Here is a 19,130-nt window from a genome sequence, read left to right as displayed (position 1 = left end):
CGAAAAAAAACAAACTTATACTTTATTCGCTTCTTCCCAATTTTGAATATTTGAAAATGGAAGATTTTCTAATTCCTATTTAGGTAGCCGCTTTGCTTCTTCCCAATTTAGAGTATTTGAAAATCAACCATTTTCCAACTCCTATTTTTTAGTAAGACGCTTCGCTTCTTCCCAATTTAGAGTATTTGAAAATCGAAGATTTTCCAATTCCTATTTTTTGGGAAGACGCTTCGCCTCTTCCCAAAAAACATCCATTTCAGCCAAGGTCATGTCCAATAAGGGTTTTCCTAGTTCGCCTGCTTTGCTTTCTAAATATTGAAAACGTTTAATGAATTTTTTATTGGTACGTTCTAATGCGTCTTCTGGGTTAATTTTTAAGAAACGGGCGTAATTAATCATCGAAAATAAAACATCCCCAAATTCAGCTTCCATTTTATCTTGATCACCGGCTTTAACCTCAACTTGAAGTTCTTCTAATTCTTCTTGTACTTTTTCCCAAACTTGATGAGGCTCATCCCAATCAAATCCTACTGCTTTTACTTTATCTTGTATTCGGCTGGCCTTCACTAACGCAGGCAAACTTTTAGGAACACCTTCAAGAACGGAACTTCTTCCTTCTTTCAGTTTTAGTTTTTCCCAATTTTGCTTTACTTCTTCCTCATCAGCAACCACGGCATCACTGTAAATATGTGGATGTCTATGAATTAATTTTTCGCATATTTCATTACAAACATCAGCGATATCAAAGTCTTTTGTCTCACTACCTATCTTTGCATAAAAAACAATATGCAACAATACATCTCCAAGTTCTTTTTTAACTTCGTTGAGATCATTATCTAAAATAGCATCACCTAGTTCATAGGTTTCCTCAATGGTTAGGTGGCGTAGCGATTGCATCGTTTGCTTTTTATCCCATGGACATTGCTCACGTAATTCATCCATGATATCTAATAATCTTTCAAAAGCTTTTAACTGTGTTTGTCTTGAATTCATAGCGGTAGTTTCTTTAAAATTAAGAAATCCTGTATTCTAAAAAAGTAGATTACAGGATTCTTTATAATGGATCAAAAGATTGTTTTGATCTTAGTTTTTAGCTTCTTCAGTTGCTTCAACTGATGCTTCTTCTTCTTTTGGTAATTCATCAGTCACTAATCCCTTAGCTTGTAAAATGTTATACCAGTTCAAGATTTTCTTTACATCAGATGGATATACTCTATCTTCATCAAAATCTGTTAAGATCTCTCTAAAGTAAGCTAATAAAGTTGCATTGTCCTCTTTGTGAGAAATGGCAGGACCATTTTTTTCTTTCTTAGCGATATTATTAATAATTTGTGCTAACGGTTGTTCACCATCGTAAGTGTAGATTGAAATCTCAGATAATAAACTTACATTACTTTTTAAGTTTACTGTAATTTTCTTTCCATCTGCTAATGACTCGGCAACAAAGCCTGAACGTGTTTGTACTTTAAGAACATATAAACCTGGTTTACCAGAAACGGCTAATACTTTTTCTAAATTCATCTTGTTTTATTATTATTTAAGAATTTGATTTTACTATATATTGTTTAGCAATAAGTGTGCAAATAATCTCCTATCTGGTTATTATCTCCCTTTTTTTGCAATAAATTTCATTCTATAATCTTGGAACGTTTTCCCTTCAGTAATATTTTTCAATTTTTTCTGAATCAAGCGTTTTTTCAAAGACGAGATTTTGTCTGTGAATAAAATCCCTTCGATATGGTCGTACTCGTGCTGAATTACTCGAGCTATAAGTCCGTCAAAAACTTCTGTTTTTACCACAAAATCTTCTTCGCAGTATTCTATTGTGATGCGCTCATTTCTATAAACATCTTCACGCACATCAGGAATACTTAAACAACCTTCATTAAAACACCATTCTTCACCATCTTCCAGAATCATTTTAGCGTTAATAAATGTTCTTTTAAAACCTTTAAGTTGGCTTTGTTCCTCTGCTTCTAAATCCTCATCATCGCTAAATGGTGTCGTATCGATAACAAATAAACGAAGTGCTTTGCCTACTTGAGGTGCAGCAAGTCCTACTCCCGAAGCATTATACATTGTTTCATACATGTTAGCAATCGTTTCTGTCAAATTAGGATAGTCTTTTGAAACTTCCTCTCCTACTTTTCTTAGAACCGGATCTCCATATCCTACTATTGGTAAAATCATCGTAATTGTATTAAGTATTAAATGCCATTTGTTAAGAATCTTCTATCCTTAAATATGGATGGCAAAAATAGTAAAAAATTAGACAATGAATAATTACAAATTGATAAATAGTCTTTTTTTATAATTAAAACCTAAATAGCTCCAACTTATGCCTTGATAAATGGCACAATTATTATCTTTGAATGGTAACCTATACCTAAATGATTGCTACAGTTCAAAAATTCACTGATTCTACTTATTTTACAAATGCAGTAAAAGTCACTATTGCTTCTGTTTTACCTGTGTTGATATTTACCTATTTAGGTCATTTTCAAATGGGGTTTACAATGGCTTTAGGTGCTTTCTTTGCCTATCCTAGTGATATTCCTAGTAATTTGAAACATAAAATAAATGGAATCATCGTTACCTCCATAATTGTTTCTGGAGTGAGTCTCTTAATCAATATAAGCTATCCTTTTCCTTATTTATTTTACCCCTTACTTACGGTATTAATTTTTAGCCTGTCTATGATTTCCGTGTATGGACAACGAGCGACAATGGCCTCTTTCTCAGCATTATTAGCCTTATCGCTTGCTTTTGCACACATTCAAACTGGCTGGGCCATTCTCAACTACACTGCATTACTTTTTGCAGGTGGTATTTTTTACCTACTCATCTCTCTTTTATTTCATTACATACGCCCGCATCGCTATACCGAATTACAGCTTGCACAATGTATCGAATTAACAGCTAAGTACTTAAAACTTAGAGGTGACTTATGGAAATTAAAATCAGATCGAACAGAAATCACTAAGAAGCAGCTTAATCTACAGGTAGAACTGAACGTTATTCATGAAAACATTCGAGAAGTATTAGTTAGAAATAGAGCAAACACCGGATCTTCTAATCAAAATAGGAAGATGCTTATGACGTTTATTGCCTTAGTCGAAATCATGGAGTTAGCGATAACCAACTCATTTGATCACAATAAATTGCATCAAAAATTTGATAATCACCCACAAATATTAAGCAACTATAAAAACTTAGCTTACAACTTAGCAAAAACCTTAAAACAGCTGGGGAAAGCAATAGAAAAGAGCAAACCTTACCTAGCGCAACACGATTTACTTAACGATTTATATAAATTTGAGTTGGCTATTCTTGAATACGAATCGCAAACAAAAGACGAGGCAAATACTGAGGGCGTGTTTATGCTCACGACAATGCTACACTATGCTGAGAAACAGGTCGAGAAAATAAAAATATTAGAGCGAACTTTTACCAGTAAAAGTGTCATATCTGACTTTAAGGATAAAGACCGTGATTTAGAAAAATTCATAACGCCACAATACTACCCATTAGAAACGATCATAGAAAATTTCAGTTTTTCTTCAACGATATTCAGGCACTCCTTGCGATTAACAATCACTTTGATGGTAGGTGTCATTATAGGTAAAATATTGCCTTTTCAAAATACCTATTGGATTATTTTGACCATTGTGGTTATCATGAGACAAGGCTATGGATTGACAAGACAACGTACCTACCATAGAATTTTCGGAACCTTTGTGGGTGGTATTATTGCCTTTGGGTTATTGAATTTTATTCATCAACCACAGGTAATAGGAGGATTAGCTGTCGTTGCTATGGTATTGGGCTTTTCGTTTACCCCTACAAATTATAAAATAGGCGCTACATTTATCACTATTTATGTGATATTTGTGTACGGTATTTTGACTCCTAATATTGAAGATGTTATACAATACCGCGTGCTCGACACCTTAGTAGGTGCTGTGCTATCCTATCTCGCAAATAGTTTTATATGGCCTTCATGGGAGTTTTTAAATGTCCCAGTATACTTAGAAAAATCAATTCTTGCTAATCGAAACTACCTGAAAGAAACCTCTCTTTTTTACAATAAAAAAGGAGAAGTACCTAGCTCCTATCGCTTAGCGCGAAAACAAGCCTTTGTAGAAATTGGTAATTTAATGGCTTCTTTTCAGCGCATGTTACAAGAACCCAAGTCTAAACAGAATCAATTACCACAAGTTTATAAACTAGCCGTACTTAACCATACCCTACTGTCCTCTGCAGCTTCTCTAGGTACTTATATTCAGTCTCACAAAACTACAGAAGCATCAGAAGCCTTCAATGCTGTTGTTGACCGGGTTATTCAAAATTTAGACTATTCAATTGTATTGCTATCAGCTACTGAAAACGACAGTTTAATGCAACTGCAAAACGAAGATATTAGCAAGCGTTTTACCGAATTAAAAAATATAAGAGCAAACGAGCTGAAAAGAAAAGGAGAAATAAGCGAAGAGGAATTCCAATTGAAAATGCAGGAAGCACATTTAATTATAGAGCAGCTCATTTGGCTGAATAACCTCTCTGAGAATATTGTCAAATCCACTCGTTTACTTATGAACATAAAAAAAGAAGCTTAGTAATTTACTAAGCTTCTTTTTTTATGATTGTGACATCAAAGGATGTCTATTATTTAACTAGTTTCAATACTGTAGCAGTATGTTCTCTAATTTCGTCTGATAGTGCTGGATTTTCATTCAAATTTTGTCCGTATGAAGGAATCATTTTTTTGAATTTTGCTTGCCATTCAGCAGTGGCAGTTTGTTCTTTAAAGCATCTTTCGATTAAATCTACCATAATTGAAACTGCAGTAGATGCTCCCGGAGAAGCTCCTAATAAAACAGCTAGTGTTCCATCGGCAGTGGTGATTACTTCGGTGCCAAATTCTAGTATACCACCTTCTTTTTCATCTTTCTTGATTACTTGCACTCGTTGTCCAGCACGCTCGATAACCCAGTCTTCTGCTTTTGCACTAGGAACATATTCACGTAAAGCTTCAATACGGTCGTCCATAGACTGACGTACTTGCTCAATTAAATATTTTGTCAACGGAATGTTTTTGATCCCAGCTGAAATCATTGGCCAGATATTATCTGTTGTGATTGATAACGGTAAATCAGAGTACGATCCATTTTTTAAGAAACGAGTAGAAAAACCTGCAAAGGGTCCAAATAATAATTGCTTCTCACCATTGATCATTCTAGAGTCAATATGAGGAACAGACATTGGTGGTGCACCCACACTTGCTTTTCCGTACACTTTTGCAGCATGTTTTTCGATTACCTCAGGATTGATACATTTAAGCCATTGCCCACTTACCGGGAATCCGCCGTAACCGTCACCTTCAGGAACATCAGCTTTTTCTAATAATGGCAATGAACCACCACCAGCGCCTATAAAAACAAATTTTGTGTATACTTTCTTTTTTTGGTTTGTAGCTAAATCAGTGATTTTGATTCTCCACGTTTTATCCTCACGTTGTTTTAACTTATCTACCTCGTGATTGTAATGAATATTTACACCATCTAGAGTTGTAAGATATTCAAAAATACTTCTTGTTAATGCACCAAAGTTTACATCGGTACCGTGTTTCATGGTCGTAGCAGCTACTTTATCAGTTAACGCTCTACCTTCCATAACAAGAGGCATCCATTGTTTTAGCACTTCTATATCAGTACTAAAAATCATGTCTTTAAAAAGTTGGTTTTTTTGTAAAGCTTCAAATCTATTTTTAAGAAATGCTACATTACTTTCTCCCCATACAAAACTCATATGTGGAATACTTTTAATAAAATTTTCAGGAGAAGGAACTTTCTTCTCTTCGACTAAGTAAGACCAAAACTGTCTTGACAGTTCAAAAGATTCAGCGATACTAACCGCCTTTTTAGGGTCGATTGTACCATCAGCTTTTTCAGGCGTGTAGTTTAGTTCACAAAAAGCAGAATGTCCAGTACCCGCATTATTCCAAGCATCAGAGCTTTCTGCCGCTGCAATATCTAATCTTTCAAAAATATCTATTTTAATATCAGGCTGCAGTTCTTTAAGAATTAAACCAAGAGTGGCACTCATAATTCCAGCTCCTATAAGAACTACTTCAGTATTTGAACGTATGGTTGTATCAGGCATAGCAAAAAATTTTAAAACACAAAGATACCGTTTATAATTGCAAAAAAAAGCATAATTGAGGGTAGAAAAGTTACAAAATTACAATCTTTTTAAATTTCAATACTTCACTCATAAAGAGCATTTAAAAACGCTTACTACTTAAATAATCTTGCAACATTATAGTAGCCGATATCTCGTCGATTAACGCCTTATTTTGTCTTTGCTTTTTATTAAGTCCGCTATCAATCATTGTTTGAAAAGCCATTTTTGAAGTAAAGCGCTCGTCTACTCTAATGACTTTCATATCCGGGAAATGATTGGTGAAATGGGTTACAAATCCTTTGATGATAGAAGCGCTTTCAGAGGGTTGTCCGTTCATTTGTTTGGGTTCCCCTATTAATACCGCTTCTACCTTTTCTTTACTAAAATAGTCTTTCAAGAAGGCAATAGCTGTAGCGCTAGGAACGGTTGTTAATCCTGAAGCGATAATTTGCATTTCATCAGTAACAGCAATCCCTGTTCGTTTTTGACCGTAATCTATAGACAGTATTCTAGGCATAATTGTAATTTAAGATGTCAAAGATACGAGATTATCTTGGTACATAATTGCTGTTGTTTCATTGCTTATTTTTAGTAAATTCAAATTGTCCTGGAATGCCTTTGTTTGCATAAGGGATAGTAGTGGATAGCCCACAAGCAAGTAATGCGATAGCTTTACTTGCTGCGGACTTGCAACGAATAGCCCGACAGTTAAAAAAGGCATACTACAGTTGCTATTACTATAAAGACGTACTCCCTTTTTTAACTGATATGCCCATAAAATCAAAAAGAACAATTGTTTATTATAAAACAAAATAAACAATTATGTTACTATTGTCAAAAGGTTTTCCTTTTATAAAAAATCGAATTATATTTGCTAAAAATATTCAGACAAATGGAATCATTACAAGTAATTATAGAGCAAGCTTGGGAAAACAGAGCTTTGCTACAAGAAGAGGCAACTACAAAGGCAATTAGAGAAGTAATTGAACTTGTAGATACTGGGAAATTGCGTGTTGCAGAACCTAAAGGTGATGCTTGGCAGGTAAATGAATGGGTAAAGAAAGCGGTTGTAATGTATTTCCCTATCCAAAAAATGGAAACTTGGGAATCAGGTATTTTTGAATACCACGACAAAATGTTATTAAAAACAGGTTACGCAGAAAAAGGAATTAGAGTTGTTCCTAATGCTGTTGCGCGTTATGGTGCTTACATCTCTAGCGGTGTTATTCTAATGCCTAGTTATGTAAACATAGGTGCATATGTTGATGAAGGTACCATGGTTGATACATGGGCAACAGTAGGTAGTTGTGCTCAAATAGGTAAAAATGTTCACTTGAGTGGTGGTGTAGGAATAGGTGGTGTATTAGAGCCATTGCAAGCTGCTCCAGTAATCATTGAAGATGGTGCATTTATAGGTTCGCGTTGTATTGTTGTTGAAGGAGTTCATGTGGGTAAAGAAGCGGTACTTGGTGCTAATGTTTGCTTGACTGCATCTACAAAAATTATCGACGTTACCGGAGATGAGCCAGTAGAAATGAAAGGATTTGTTCCTGCTCGTTCTGTCGTAATTCCTGGTAGTTATACTAAGAAATTTGCTGCAGGAGAATTTCAGGTTCCTTGTGCATTAATCATTGGTCAAAGAAAAGCTTCGACTGATTTAAAAACATCGTTAAACGACGCTTTACGCGAATATAACGTAGCGGTATAAAAGTTAAAATAATTGAATTATTATTGTATATTCCTCCCTTAAACAGGGAGGTTTTTTTTATCTATGAAAATAATAGTTATACAACAAAAGATGATTGGTGATGTGCTGGTAAGCAGCATTATATGTAATAGTTTGAGAAAAGCATATCCTGATGCCCAAATTGATTACCTAGTTTATGAAAGCACAAAAGCAGTGCTTGAAGGCAACAATAGCATTAGCAACATCATTTCTTTCACACAAGAACATCGCGACAGCAAGAAGGCGCTCTTACAACTTGCACTACAAATAAGAGCCGAAAAATACGATGTACTAATCGATGCCTACTCTAAACTTGAGAGTTGGATACTATCAGCATTGAGTGGCGCTCAAAGAAAAATATCCTATAAAAAACCAGGACGTACGTTGCTATATACTGACAATGTACCTTTTGCCGCTAGTCCAAAAAGTAATTTGGGATTAGCCATCGAAAGACGTTTGTCATTACTAGAACCATTGCACTTAAATATTAAAATCGATCCTTTACCCAAACTTTTTGTTACAGAAAACGAAAATCAAGTTGCTCAAAATTTACTTTCCCAGCACCAATTAAAGGCAGGTAAAAAAACGGTAATGATCAGTTTATTAGGAAGCGAGAAATTAAAAACGTATCCGCTCGCATACATGGCTAAGCTAGTAGACACAATAGCCGAAGGACGTGATATAAACATCCTGTTTAATTATTTCCCTAAACAAATTGAAGATGCGAGAACCGTGTACAATGCCACAAAAGCAAGTACTCGAGATAAAATATTCTTTGATTTATTAGCACCTGATTTACGTGGCTATATCGCACTTATGAATCAATGCGATTTAATAGTAGGGAACGACGGTGGCGCTATAAACATGGCAAAAGCATTAGACAAGCCATCATTTATAGTGTTTTCTCCATGGATCGAAAAGAAAATTTGGGCAACATTTGAAGATGGGATTCACCATTTATCTGTGCACCTGCAAGATTTCAAACAAGAACTATTTGTAGCAAAAACGGAGAAAGAATTAAAAAAAGAAGCTTTATCCTTATATGAAAAATTTGAACCGCAATTGTTTGAGGAGCAACTGAGGCATTTTTTGAATACTAATTTATAACTAAAAGAGAAAAAATAAGGCTTTTATATTTATTTTCGAAAGCTTCCTAAGTACAATTTTATTTTTTCCAGAATTTTAATTGCTTTTTTAAGCGCTTCTTTTTAGCAAATTTTTCTTGAAAAGTAGTTGTTTCCATCCACATGTTTTCAAAAATCACTGTTTCAGATTGTGAGTAGTACTTAGCATATTCATTACTCATAACTTGGATCATCTCTTTCTTAGGTGTCAGCCTACTAAAATTTTTCATTCGAGTGGTAAAATCCATACTTTCGTGAAAATTCATGCGGTTTAAATCGACTAAATAAAAGCTATATTTTCCATCCTGTCCTTTTTTAATTAACGTATTTCCAGGTGAATGGTCAAGAAATTCGATTCCGGCTTCGTGTAAATCAAAAGTAAATTTTACAAACTGTCTCAAAATATTTTCGTAATCAGGATAATCCGGAATTTCGACTAATTCTCTAAAGGTTAAGTCACAATCTAAATGCTCACTTACATAATAGCTATCCAGCAAACCAAATTTATTGAAATTCTCAAAATATGCCAATGGCTGCGGTGTTCCAATCCCTTTTTGCAACAATATCGTAGCATACTCAAACGAACGTTTTGCCTTTGATTTTCTAAAATGTTTGTAAGCTACCTTATTCACAATATTAGGAATCTTGAACGATTTGATATTTATCGTTTGTCCGTCTAGATCAAAGAGTTTGATAATATTGCGATCGCCATTGCCAAAAACAGTGCCTAAATCAGATTTGAACTCCTTAATACAATTAAGAATTTGCTTAGAATTTTGAACCGATTTAGAGAACATAATTTTAATTGTCATTTTTATTTTTATTACAATTTAGAAAATAAGCTAAAAAAAATTAAATCTAAACAGATAAAATTTTTCTATATTCTCTAAAAGTTTCTGTAGCAATAAGAGATGCTGTAAATCTCTCAAAGATAATATCCTTACACCTATTTATATATAGTTTTTTCAAATTTTCATCAAATAAAACATTATTTATCTTAATAGCTAAGTCTTTGAAATCTTTAACCTCTGAAGAGTATCCATTCAAACCACTTATAATAATATCAGGAATTACTCCTACGTTTGTAGAAACAATTGGAGTTCCAATTAGCATTGCTTCAAGTACTGATGTTGGCCCACCCTCTCTTTGCGAAGTCATCAAAAACAAATCAAATTGTGAGTTTAAGGCAAAAGCATTTACAATTTTATTAGTAAAGATCACATAATTATCCAGCTCTTTCTCTTGAACCATTCTTTTTAAATTTGTGGTTAACTTCGAAAACTCTCCAATTTGAAAAAACACAATGTTTGTAATCTTCAAGTGATTAACTAAATAATCAGCGACATTAATTAATGTAATTAAGTCTTTCGCATCCGTATGATTAGCAATATTACCAATAATTTTTCGCTTCTTTGAGATTGAATATTGTTCTCTTAACCCTATTGAAGAAATAGTATCGAGAATACTCATTGAAACACAGTCATGAATAACAATTGCCTTCTTTTTATTTTCATGAGAAAGTATTTTAGAAAAATCAATTCGAACTGATTCTGAAACACAAAATATTGAATCAATTCCTGAAGAATTATATTTATACTTACTCAAAAAACTACTACTTGCACTTACAGCTTTCTTAGAAAAAACACATTTAACTTTTAATTTATAAATTAAGTTAACGATTATAAAAAAAGTAAGAGAATTACTGGTGTGAAGATGAATTATATCTGGTTTAACAATTTTCATCAACGATGCAAAATAAGCAACATTTTTAAAACTATTTAATTTACCACCCTTTACTTGGATAAAGGAAATGCCTTTAGAAAAGCATTCAGTTTCTAATTTTGACTCCCCCATTCCAAAAACAACATTTTCACATCCTAGTTTTTCAAGTTCAGGAATGCAGTATATAATTTGCTGCTCATTACCTCCCCATACTTTTGCTCCTGAAATATGTAATATTTTCATAATTTTTATTCGTTTCTTTGCAAATATAAACTTGTCAAACAAACTACAATTATAATAAATGGAAAATCTTAACGACGAGATCCAGAAAGCATTTGAAGTTATCAAGGATGGCGGAATCATCTTATACCCTACTGACACAGTATGGGGAATAGGTTGTGATGCAACAAATCCTGAGGCTGTAGCCAAAATATACAAGCTAAAACAAAGAGCCGAAACACAAAGCATGATCGTTTTGATGAATGGTGAAAGGATGATGTATAATGTATTTAATGACATTCCTGAAGTGGCTTGGCAAATATTAGATTTTTCAGAAAATCCCACTACCCTAGTTTTAGACAATCCTAGAAATGTAGCTGCAAATATAATTGCAACAGATAAAACCTTAGGTGTAAGAATTATTAAAGAACCTTTCTGTTTTAAGCTATTAGAACGAATGAAAAAACCATTAGTTTCGACATCAGCAAATATTTCTGGACAACCTACACCAAAAAGTTTCAAAGAAATCAACCCTGAGATTATTAAAGGTGTGGACTATGTTGTAAATTTGCAACGCGATAAAATTGCTGGCAAACCGTCAACAATTATCAAATTAACAAGTGATTCGCAGGTAAAAGTGATTCGTAAATAGCTTTTGACCGCAAATTCACAAATTATTTTATAAATTTTATGGAGGAATATATATTCAAAGATGAAAGTTATAAAATTATCGGGATCCTATTTGAAGTCCATAAAAACTTAGGAAAAGGATTTTCCGAAATTGTCTATAAGGATGCGATTGAATATGAATTTCAAGAGCAAAATATCCCATATCAGAGAGAAAAAGAATTTGCAGTTAATTATAAAAATACAACGCTCAAACATAAGTTCTATGCTGATTTTGTTATTGAAGACAAAATTATACTAGAAATAAAAACTGTGGACTGTTTCAATAATAGCCATTTAAATCAATGTCTAAATTATTTAAAAGTATCTAATTATAAATTAGCCATACTTGCAAATTTCAATTTAACATCCCTAGAATACAAACGTATTATAAATTCAAAAAAAATAATTTGCGAATTTGCGGTAGAAAATTATGAATTACAAAGAAGCATTACAAAATAAAATATTCTCAATCATCTCTCAAGCATCTCAAGAACTTAATGTAGACAGCTACGTTATAGGAGGTTTTGTGAGAGATCTTATATTAGGAAGAGATTTTAAGAAAGACATTGACGTTGTTGCTGTAGGAAGCGGAATCGAATTAGCACTGAAAGTATCTCAATTAATACCTAACAAACCTAAAGTACAAGTTTTTAAGAACTATGGTACCGCTATGTTGCGTTTTGAAGATACCGAAATTGAATTTGTAGGTGCTCGTAAAGAATCGTATCATTTTGAAAGTCGCAATCCCGTTGTAGAAAACGGAACTTTGCAAGACGATCAAGACCGTAGAGATTTCACTATAAACGCATTAGCAATTTCTTTAAATTTGGCTAATTACGGGGATTTATTAGATCCTTTTGACGGATTAAAAGATATTGAAAACAAAATATTAAAAACACCGTTAGACCCTGATATTACCTACTCTGACGATCCTTTAAGAATGATGCGCGCCATACGTTTTGCCAATCAATTGAATTTCGAAATCGAAGAGCAATCGTTACAATCAATTACTAAAAATGCAGAACGAATCAAAATCATATCTGGCGAAAGAATAGTAGACGAATTAAATAAAATCCTTTCGACACCTAAACCATCTACAGGTTTTTTATTACTATATAAAACAGGCTTATTAGACCTACTATTACCTGAATTAACAGCATTAAACAATGTTGAAGAAATTGAAGGCCAGACACACAAAAACAACTTCTATCACACCCTAGAAGTAGTTGACAATATATGTCCAAATACAGATGACGTTTGGCTTCGCTGGGCCGCTTTACTACATGATATAGGAAAAGCACCAACAAAACGTTTCAACAAAAAACAAGGTTGGACCTTTCACGGGCATGAGTTTCTAGGAGGAAAAATGGTTAAGAAAATTTTTGAACGTTTACACATGCCATTAAATCAAAAAATGAAATTTGTCCAGAAAATGGTTATGATGAGCTCACGCCCTATTGTGCTTTCTCAGGATGAAGTAACTGATTCGGCTGTGCGTCGGTTAGTTTTTGATGCAGGAGAAGATGTCGAAGATTTAATGACACTTTGCGAGGCAGATATCACTACTAAAAATGCCAATAAATTCAAGAAGTACCATAACAATTTTATCATTGTTCGAAACAAAATTGTTGAAGTTGAAGAGCGTGATCATGTGCGTAATTTTCAGCCACCAATTTCTGGAGAAGAAATAATGGAAATCTTCAATATCACACCAGGAAAAGAAATTGGAATGATAAAAGAAGCCATAAAAGAGGCAATTTTAGAAGGTGTAATCGCTAATGAATATCAGGCGGCTTATGACTTCATGCTTAAAAAAGCAAATAAGCTAGGCTTAAAGATTAACTAATGTTGAATTAACATTTTGCCTATTATACGGTATCTTTGTTTAATTAAATACAAGATCTTCCTTATAAGGATAATTACTTTTAAAAATGAAAAAAGCGAATAAATCAGTTATAATTTGGTTACTATCAGGTTGTGTTTTATTATTCCTAATGGTGACTGTAGGCGGAATTACAAGATTAACAAACTCAGGTCTCTCAATGACCGATTGGCACTTAGTTACAGACACTTTTCCGCCACTAACAGACGCCAAGTGGCAAGAAGCATTTGATCAGTATAAAAAGTTTCCAGAATATCAAAAAATCAACATTCACAATGATTTTCAATTATCTGATTACAAATTTATTTACTTTTGGGAGTGGTTTCACCGCTTTATCGGCCGCATAATAGGTTTAGTATTCTTGATTCCATTTTTCTACTTTTTATTTAAAAAGAAGCTCGACAAACCTACCATTAATAAATGCATCGTCTTACTAGGAATGGGTGCTTTTCAAGGATTCTTGGGTTGGTTCATGGTGAGAAGCGGACTTATAGACAATCCAGATGTGAGCCACTTTAGATTGGCGCTGCACCTTACTTTTGCATTTATAACCTTTGCTTATACTTTTTGGGTAGCATTAGACTTACTCTATCCAGAGAGAAATGTACCTATCGAATTCCTACAAAAAATAGCGCGATTTGCACTTGTTTTTTTATTGGTACAAATCATTTACGGAGGATTTGTTGCGGGTTTAAATGCGGGCTTAATTCACAATCACTGGCCACTAATGAGTGACGGACAATTCATGCACGATAGTATTTTTATCGAACAAAAAAATCTTTTACTGAGCTTTACAGAAGGTAAAAGTGGCGTGCAATTTATCCATAGAACATTAGCTTATGCAGTGGTTGCATTTATGGTATTACTGTATTACAAAAGTCGCAAAATAACGCTAAATAAAGGGCAAGCAGTGGGAATCAATTTACTGGTAATTTTGGTGTTTCTACAATTTGCACTAGGTGTATTTACATTACTATATGGCGTACCACTATGGTTAGGACTAGCACACCAAATTAATGCTTTTTTCTTATTATCAGCTATGACTTATACCTTACATCGATTATCTAAGTAGGTATTAAATAGCCTTTTTACACTTTGACTATATTGTCACATTTCTACTTGTTCACACAAATAAATGTCTAAACTTGCATCGCAGGATCGTTTTATTGACTTATCAGATTACGGGAGATCATTTGGAAAAATGCTCGCTAATCTATTAAAAAGTACACGCTTTACACCTATTCATGTTACACTCCTTTTTGGAGTTTCAGGGATGATTGCCGTGTACTGCATTCTTTATAATCACTATTATTTAGCGGCATTCTTCATCGTGTTAAAATCAGGTATTGATGCCGCCGATGGTGAACTAGCTAGATTAAAAAACACACCATCTTACACTGGAAGATATCTTGACAGCGTGTTTGACATCTTCTTAAACTTCTTCTTTTTAAGCGCCTTTTGCTATGTATCTGAAAGCACTTTCATAGCTACTTTAGGAGCCTTTTTTTGTATCCAATTACAAGGCACATTATACAATTATTACTACGTTATCTTACGTAACAAATCAGTAGGAGGAGACACAACAAGTAAAGTATTTGAATACAAATCACCAAGAGCACTTGGAAAGGAAAGCCAAAAATCTGTTGATATTCTATTCAAAATTTACACCGTAGTCTACGGTGGATTTGACAAAATAATTCACGCCTTAGATAGTGATGCTTACAAAGTAAAAACGTTCCCAAACTGGTTCATGACCTTTGTTTCAATTTACGGATTAGGATTCCAATTACTGATAATGGCAGTCTTATTAGTCTTAAACCAAGTAAATCTAGTAATGCCCTTCTTCATTGGTTATACCATGTTTATCGCAGTATTAATTAGCCTTCGAAAATTACTTTTTAGAGCAAAAACATAAAATAGAAAAAATCTATACTGTATGTTTATATTATTGTTTACCAATGTTTTAAATATTACAATCTAAAGCAAAACATTAATCTATTTAACGATAAAAACATAGTGATACTCTAACAATATTATAACTAATTCTATAAATACTGTAACAGGTTTTGCTTCATTTATTCCCACCTTTGACATAACAATATTAACAATCACATAAACTATATTATTATGCCGAACTCAGAAGAATTAAAAGGAAATTGGAACGAAATGAAAGGAAAGTTAAAACAAAAATATGCTGACCTAACAGATGACGACTTGTTATATGAAGATGGACAAGAAGACGAAATGTGGGGTAAACTACAGCAAAAATTAGGTAAGACTAAAAAAGAAATCCAGTCGTTGTTTGAGTAAAACAATGCCAGTTAGAAATAGAAAGCGGTTTTAAAAAGAACGTCATTTTTTGTTTTGAAGAAAACAGAAAACCACACTTTTTGAAACCGCTTTTTTATGTATTTAACTGATCCTATTTACTATCAGTTTATCCAGTCTTTAAATTGAGAAACCTTCTCCCTACTCACCACAACATCCTCCTCATTATACGAAGGCAAAATTACTTTTAATCTAGAATTGCTATATAAGACAATTTCTTTAATTGCGGCAATTGGAACAATAAATTTGCGGCTTACTCTATAAAATTTCTGAGGATCTAATTCCTGTTCTAAGATTTCCAGAGTCGTCTCAATTAGGTAATTTCGATTATCAAATGTGTGAAGATAGGTTCCTTTGTTCTCACTATAAAAACACTCTACCTCCTCCACTCCTATCACTTTTAAATGTTGTCCAATTTTTACAGTAAACCTTTTTTTGAATTCTTTTTCAAATGGATTGGCAAGCACCTTTTTAATTTCATCAAAGTCCAGTTGCAGTTTTTCTTTTTTAGGTACCCGATCTTTATATTTGGCAACTGCCATAATTAAATCATCCTCATCAATGGGTTTTAAAAGATAGTCAATACTGTTTAATTTGAATGCTCGTAATGCAAATTCGTCATAGGCTGTGGTAAAAATTACAGCACTTTTAATTTCGATTTTTTCGAATATTTCAAAAGACAAACCATCCGACAATTGGATGTCTAAAAATATCAAATCTGGATGCTCGTTTTTGGTAAACCACTCGATCGCTTCCTCAACAGAGTGCAACAGTATGTCGACCTTTATTTGTAGCTTTTCGAGTTTGCGTTGCAACAATCTTGCAGCTGGTTTTTCGTCTTCAATTATTATAGTTTTCAATTTGAAAAATTTATTAATTAGTAGTTAACTTAAAATTGCTTTTCCTACAAAAATCACTCCCATTTTGTAGCCGCATCTTTATCTATAAACTCTTGAATTTTCTTTTCTTCCCAGTTTGCACCAAAAAATAAATCTCCTCCAAAAACAGACAAACCGTGTGCCGCTAGTCCAATTCCCCAAAAGACCAGCGTGCTCCATGTTTCCCATCTTAAGAAGACGCCTTCATTAATACTGCTATGATTAAAAATTGAAGTAAGATTATACCCATTTATTAGAACATAAATCAATAAATGAATATAAAACCCTTTAATTCTTTTCATTCTTTTATACGCCATATTGTAACGCGCATCTGGATTATTCTCATCAACTATATAATTATCATATTTACTGCGTCTATATCGTCTCATCTTATTATTATTTATGTTATTGCCAATTTCTTTTAGGCCCGTTTTGTTTTTCTTTCTCTAGAAATTCCTTGATTTTTTTATCTTCCCAATCTTTACCTAGAAACGGCATAAAACGGAATGTCACCATTCCATGAATAAAAACTCCTACACCCCAACATAGTAAAGGCCAAAGAAACCATAGATACTCAGGTGATGTCGTTAAATTAAGAACTATGAGAAATGAATTAATAGCAATATAACTGATCAAATTGCCGTAAAATCCTTTTATCTCATCGACGCGCTTTTTAGCTTTGTAATAGCGATCTTCGTTAACATATTTATTTTCCATGACTATTTCCATTTTTGAGTTTTATTACTTGCCTTCATAAAATGCGCTAATTTTTGATCTTCCCATTTTTTTCCAAATAATACAAAACTCACCACCGTATCAACCAAGGTTATTAAAAAAGCAACTGTCCAAATAGCCATAACAAAGGAGTTCAGCTGATTGAATGGAAAAACAGTAAATCCAATTTTAAAATATTCTTTCAAAATAAAAAAGCTTAATCCAATCAAATAAATTATAAAATGTATGTAGAAAGTCTTTAATTTTTGGACTTTATTTCTTGCTAGCTCAAAGCTATGATTTTGTATATCGCTGTTCTGATTTGTCTCTATCATTATTTCCATTTTTTATTATTATCAGACTTATTCAAAATCTCTTGAATTTTTCGTTCTTCCCAGTTTGGGTTGATCCCAAACACTTTAAAAGCATGCATAATGACTCCAAAACCCCAACCTCCAACAGAAAACCAGAACCAATGAAATTGTGGAGAGAATCTCAAATTAATAAAAATAATTATAGGAACTACGCAACAATATGATATAAGATTACCATAAAATCCTTTAAGTTCCTCAACTCTTTTCTTTGCTCTATAATAAGCATTTTTTTCGCTATGATCTGCTGTTGATTCCATGGTTGAAATTTGTTTTGTTAATACTGGTATTTTGACTGCAAATACTCTATCCGTTTGCTCAATAAGTACTTTTCTATTAGTAACTAAGCCGTATCGATTGATGATATTTTGCAAGCCTACACCTCGTCTATTTTGTAATACTTCTTTCTTTTGAAAATCATTTTCGACTATCAAATACCCTTCTTTCAGGTAAATCCTGATGTGTAAAGGACGCTTTTCACTAACCACATTGTGCTTTACTGTATTTTCCAGTAACAACTGTAAGGATAGCGGCACCACTTTGGCTTCTGGATTATTATTATTATTATCAGGCAATTCATAAAACAAACTGTTTTCAAATCGCATCTTTAGTAAGTTCATGTACGTTTTGGCGAAGGCCAACTCCTCCTCTACCGAGACTAAATCTTTGTCTTTTTGCTCCAAAACATATCGGTAAATCTTAGACAATGAAGTTGTAAAACGCTGTGCATTTTCGGGATTTTCTTCAATCAACGAACTCAATACATTCAAACTATTAAAAAGGAAATGAGGATCGATTTGGTTTTTTAAACTTTCGAATTTAGCCGATGCCGTTCCCGCAATAATCTTCTGTTCTTTTACCTTGTTTTCATTGTATGCTTTATAGAAATACAAGCCATGAATACCTAGTAAGACCACAAATGTTACTACAGAAGCTACTACATAGTTAGAAGCAGATTCATTTTGAAAAAAATCCGTCAAAGTACTTTCTTCGATGATTACATCTTCAAATATTCGCAATAATAAAATTAGAAATAAAGTAAGAACGAAAGAAGTTGAGAAACCTACAATAACTCTTTTTAAACTATACCTTCCTTTTTCAAAAAACGAATCTAGAAATATATAGAGAATAGCATTACCGTAATATAAAACCATCCCATACAACATCGTGTAGAAAAAATTGACTTTCAAATGTGTATCGAATGTTATTGTTCCGCCATTCAAAACCGGAATAGTTACCAAGACAATAAATATTAAAAACGAAATAAGATGTGCTCTTGGGAGTTCTTTTAAAAATCTACTTGGATTCATTTTC

Annotated in this window: 21 protein-coding genes; 9 read left to right on the top strand and 12 right to left on the bottom strand. The window is 33.2% G+C overall.

Annotated elements, in window-relative coordinates:
• Positions 1 to 210: 210 nt before the first annotated feature.
• From mazG to def, 3 genes are all read right to left on the bottom strand, one after another.
• Positions 211 to 993, bottom strand: coding sequence for a nucleoside triphosphate pyrophosphohydrolase (gene mazG / locus HNQ00_RS07600; RefSeq protein WP_173837731.1), 783 nt, complete (start codon positions 991 to 993; stop codon positions 211 to 213).
• Between the two features lie 90 nt (positions 994 to 1,083).
• A complete protein-coding gene (locus HNQ00_RS07595) occupies positions 1,084 to 1,521 on the bottom strand; it encodes a DUF5606 family protein (protein WP_173837730.1) in 438 nt (145 codons plus the stop codon).
• Positions 1,522 to 1,602: 81 nt separating this feature from the next.
• Positions 1,603 to 2,190 carry a peptide deformylase gene (gene def / locus HNQ00_RS07590; protein WP_173837729.1) on the bottom strand — a complete coding sequence of 196 codons (588 nt, stop codon included), beginning with the start codon at positions 2,188 to 2,190 and terminating at the stop codon, positions 1,603 to 1,605.
• Positions 2,191 to 2,390: 200 nt separating this feature from the next.
• Here def and HNQ00_RS07585 point away from each other — a divergent pair, with 200 nt between their 5' ends.
• Entirely contained in the window at positions 2,391 to 4,616 is a 2,226-nt protein-coding gene (locus tag HNQ00_RS07585; protein ID WP_173837728.1) for an FUSC family protein, read from the top strand.
• Positions 4,617 to 4,665: 49 nt separating this feature from the next.
• Here the strand turns inward: HNQ00_RS07585 and HNQ00_RS07580 are convergent, their stop codons facing one another.
• Positions 4,666 to 6,162, bottom strand: coding sequence for a malate:quinone oxidoreductase (locus HNQ00_RS07580; protein WP_173837727.1), 1,497 nt, complete (start codon positions 6,160 to 6,162; stop codon positions 4,666 to 4,668).
• A 121-nt stretch (positions 6,163 to 6,283) separates the two neighbouring features.
• Entirely contained in the window at positions 6,284 to 6,700 is a 417-nt protein-coding gene (gene ruvX, locus HNQ00_RS07575) for a Holliday junction resolvase RuvX (RefSeq protein WP_173837726.1), read from the bottom strand.
• A gap of 375 nt (positions 6,701 to 7,075) precedes the next feature.
• Between ruvX and HNQ00_RS07570 the strand changes: the two genes are divergently transcribed.
• Positions 7,076 to 7,891: a 2,3,4,5-tetrahydropyridine-2,6-dicarboxylate N-succinyltransferase gene (locus tag HNQ00_RS07570; protein WP_173837725.1), complete on the top strand. Its 816-nt coding sequence runs from the start codon at positions 7,076 to 7,078 to the stop codon at positions 7,889 to 7,891.
• A 63-nt stretch (positions 7,892 to 7,954) separates the two neighbouring features.
• On the top strand, positions 7,955 to 9,016 hold the full coding sequence (locus tag HNQ00_RS07565; protein WP_254598454.1) for a glycosyltransferase family 9 protein: 1,062 nt from the start codon (positions 7,955 to 7,957) through the stop codon (positions 9,014 to 9,016).
• 58 nt (positions 9,017 to 9,074) lie between these two features.
• On the opposite strand, the gene HNQ00_RS07560 is transcribed toward HNQ00_RS07565, so the two are convergent.
• Both HNQ00_RS07560 and HNQ00_RS07555 read right to left on the bottom strand, forming a co-directional pair.
• The gene (locus tag HNQ00_RS07560; protein ID WP_173837724.1) at positions 9,075 to 9,845 is read right to left on the bottom strand and encodes a lipopolysaccharide kinase InaA family protein; all 771 of its coding nucleotides are present in this window, start codon (positions 9,843 to 9,845) and stop codon (positions 9,075 to 9,077) included.
• A gap of 46 nt (positions 9,846 to 9,891) precedes the next feature.
• Complete coding sequence (locus HNQ00_RS07555) at positions 9,892 to 10,998, bottom strand: glycosyltransferase family 4 protein (protein ID WP_173837723.1); 1,107 nt, start codon at positions 10,996 to 10,998, stop codon at positions 9,892 to 9,894.
• Between the two features lie 58 nt (positions 10,999 to 11,056).
• On the opposite strand from HNQ00_RS07555, the gene HNQ00_RS07550 reads away from it, so the two are divergent.
• The 6 genes from HNQ00_RS07550 (at position 11,057) to HNQ00_RS07525 (ending at position 15,835) form a co-directional block, all read left to right on the top strand.
• A complete protein-coding gene (locus HNQ00_RS07550; RefSeq protein WP_173837722.1) occupies positions 11,057 to 11,626 on the top strand; it encodes an L-threonylcarbamoyladenylate synthase in 570 nt (189 codons plus the stop codon).
• 38 nt (positions 11,627 to 11,664) lie between these two features.
• Positions 11,665 to 12,102, top strand: coding sequence for a GxxExxY protein (locus HNQ00_RS07545; protein WP_173837721.1), 438 nt, complete (start codon positions 11,665 to 11,667; stop codon positions 12,100 to 12,102).
• Positions 12,074 to 13,489 carry a CCA tRNA nucleotidyltransferase gene (locus HNQ00_RS07540; RefSeq protein WP_173837720.1) on the top strand — a complete coding sequence of 472 codons (1,416 nt, stop codon included), beginning with the start codon at positions 12,074 to 12,076 and terminating at the stop codon, positions 13,487 to 13,489. Before HNQ00_RS07545 ends, HNQ00_RS07540 begins: the two co-directional genes overlap by 29 nt.
• A gap of 85 nt (positions 13,490 to 13,574) precedes the next feature.
• Entirely contained in the window at positions 13,575 to 14,597 is a 1,023-nt protein-coding gene (locus HNQ00_RS07535) for a COX15/CtaA family protein (protein WP_173837719.1), read from the top strand.
• Positions 14,598 to 14,660: 63 nt separating this feature from the next.
• Complete coding sequence (locus tag HNQ00_RS07530) at positions 14,661 to 15,440, top strand: CDP-alcohol phosphatidyltransferase family protein (protein ID WP_173837718.1); 780 nt, start codon at positions 14,661 to 14,663, stop codon at positions 15,438 to 15,440.
• Positions 15,441 to 15,652: 212 nt separating this feature from the next.
• Entirely contained in the window at positions 15,653 to 15,835 is a 183-nt protein-coding gene (locus HNQ00_RS07525) for a CsbD family protein (protein WP_173837717.1), read from the top strand.
• Positions 15,836 to 15,957: 122 nt separating this feature from the next.
• Here the strand turns inward: HNQ00_RS07525 and HNQ00_RS07520 are convergent, their stop codons facing one another.
• From HNQ00_RS07520 to HNQ00_RS07500, 5 genes are read right to left on the bottom strand one after another with little or no spacing between them, the layout of a single operon-like run.
• Positions 15,958 to 16,713 (bottom strand): LytR/AlgR family response regulator transcription factor, encoded by a 756-nt coding sequence (locus HNQ00_RS07520; RefSeq protein WP_173837716.1) that lies wholly within the window; start codon positions 16,711 to 16,713, stop codon positions 15,958 to 15,960.
• A gap of 53 nt (positions 16,714 to 16,766) precedes the next feature.
• Positions 16,767 to 17,120, bottom strand: a complete 354-nt coding sequence (locus HNQ00_RS07515; RefSeq protein ID WP_173837715.1) for a 2TM domain-containing protein — start codon at positions 17,118 to 17,120, stop codon at positions 16,767 to 16,769.
• A gap of 16 nt (positions 17,121 to 17,136) precedes the next feature.
• The gene (locus HNQ00_RS07510) at positions 17,137 to 17,460 is read right to left on the bottom strand and encodes a 2TM domain-containing protein (RefSeq protein ID WP_173837714.1); all 324 of its coding nucleotides are present in this window, start codon (positions 17,458 to 17,460) and stop codon (positions 17,137 to 17,139) included.
• Positions 17,451 to 17,780, bottom strand: coding sequence for a 2TM domain-containing protein (locus HNQ00_RS07505; RefSeq protein WP_173837713.1), 330 nt, complete (start codon positions 17,778 to 17,780; stop codon positions 17,451 to 17,453). The genes HNQ00_RS07510 and HNQ00_RS07505 overlap by 10 nt, the downstream gene beginning before the upstream one ends.
• Positions 17,780 to 19,126: a histidine kinase gene (locus tag HNQ00_RS07500; RefSeq protein WP_173837712.1), complete on the bottom strand. Its 1,347-nt coding sequence runs from the start codon at positions 19,124 to 19,126 to the stop codon at positions 17,780 to 17,782. The genes HNQ00_RS07505 and HNQ00_RS07500 overlap by 1 nt, the downstream gene beginning before the upstream one ends.
• Positions 19,127 to 19,130: the final 4 nt, after the last annotated feature.

It is taken from the genome of Flavobacterium aeripolare (assembly GCF_013294025.1).
Taxonomy (GTDB): domain Bacteria; phylum Bacteroidota; class Bacteroidia; order Flavobacteriales; family Flavobacteriaceae; genus Flavobacterium.
This window is presented reverse-complemented; position numbering and strand designations above follow the sequence as displayed.